This is a genomic window from Lentilactobacillus diolivorans DSM 14421, assembly GCF_001434255.1.
Taxonomy (GTDB): domain Bacteria; phylum Bacillota; class Bacilli; order Lactobacillales; family Lactobacillaceae; genus Lentilactobacillus; species Lentilactobacillus diolivorans.
Map to the genome: position 1 here is coordinate 1 of NZ_AZEY01000081.1, position 1,683 is coordinate 1,683.

Sequence of the window (1,683 nt, forward strand, 5' to 3'; positions counted from 1 at the left end):
TTTGAGAGTAAACCTCTCAAAACTAAACAAAACTTTCGACAATGTGTAGGATTCCGTTTTTCCTTAGAAAGGAGGTGATCCAGCCGCAGGTTCTCCTACGGCTACCTTGTTACGACTTCACCCTAATCATCTGTCCCACCTTAGACGGCTGGCCCCCGAAGGTTACCTCACCGGCTTTGGGTGTTACAAACTCTCATGGTGTGACGGGCGGTGTGTACAAGGCCCGGGAACGTATTCACCGTGGCATGCTGATCCACGATTACTAGCGATTCCAACTTCATGTAGGCGAGTTGCAGCCTACAATCCGAACTGAGAACGGCTTTAAGAGATTAGCTTGACCTCGCGGTTTCGCGACTCGTTGTACCGTCCATTGTAGCACGTGTGTAGCCCAGGTCATAAGGGGCATGATGATTTGACGTCATCCCCACCTTCCTCCGGTTTGTCACCGGCAGTCTTGCTAGAGTGCCCAACTAAATGCTGGCAACTAACAATAAGGGTTGCGCTCGTTGCGGGACTTAACCCAACATCTCACGACACGAGCTGACGACAACCATGCACCACCTGTCATTCTGTCCCCGAAGGGAACGCCTAATCTCTTAGGTTGGCAGAAGATGTCAAGACCTGGTAAGGTTCTTCGCGTAGCATCGAATTAAACCACATGCTCCACCGCTTGTGCGGGCCCCCGTCAATTCCTTTGAGTTTCAACCTTGCGGTCGTACTCCCCAGGCGGAGTGCTTAATGCGTTAGCTGCAGCACTGAAGGGCGGAAACCCTCCAACACTTAGCACTCATCGTTTACGGCATGGACTACCAGGGTATCTAATCCTGTTCGCTACCCATGCTTTCGAGCCTCAGCGTCAGTTGCAGACCAGACAGCCGCCTTCGCCACTGGTGTTCTTCCATATATCTACGCATTTCACCGCTACACATGGAGTTCCACTGTCCTCTTCTGCACTCAAGTCTCCCGGTTTCCGATGCACTTCTCCGGTTAAGCCGAAGGCTTTCACATCAGACCTAAAAAACCGCCTGCGCTCGCTTTACGCCCAATAAATCCGGACAACGCTTGCCACCTACGTATTACCGCGGCTGCTGGCACGTAGTTAGCCGTGGCTTTCTGGTTGGATACCGTCACGATGTCAACAGTTACTCTGACACCCGTTCTTCTCCAACAACAGAGTTTTACGAGCCGAAACCCTTCATCACTCACGCGGCGTTGCTCCATCAGACTTTCGTCCATTGTGGAAGATTCCCTACTGCTGCCTCCCGTAGGAGTTTGGGCCGTGTCTCAGTCCCAATGTGGCCGATTACCCTCTCAGGTCGGCTACGTATCATTGCCTTGGTGAGCCGTTACCTCACCAACTAGCTAATACGCCGCGGGTCCATCCTAAAGCGATAGCCGAAGCCATCTTTCAAACGAAAACCAGGCGGTTTTCGTTGTTATGCAGTATTAGCACCTGTTTCCAAGTGTTATCCTCTACTTCAAGGGCAGGTTACCCACGTGTTACTCACCAGTTCGCCACTCGTCTTAATGTCAAATCAGTCAAGTGCAAGCACCTAAAATTATTGACCAAGACGCGTTCGACTTGCATGTATTAGGCACGCCGCCAGCGTTCGTCCTGAGCCAGGATCAAACTCTCATCTTATAGTTAAAATGATAAGCTCGAAATAAGCTCATGATTATTTT

Annotated in this window: 1 rRNA gene; it reads right to left on the minus strand. The window is 50.9% G+C overall.

From position 1 onward, the window contains the following. Positions 1-67 precede the first annotated feature (67 nt). Positions 68-1,642 (minus strand): 16S ribosomal RNA (locus tag FC85_RS09515). Positions 1,643-1,683 lie beyond the last annotated feature (41 nt).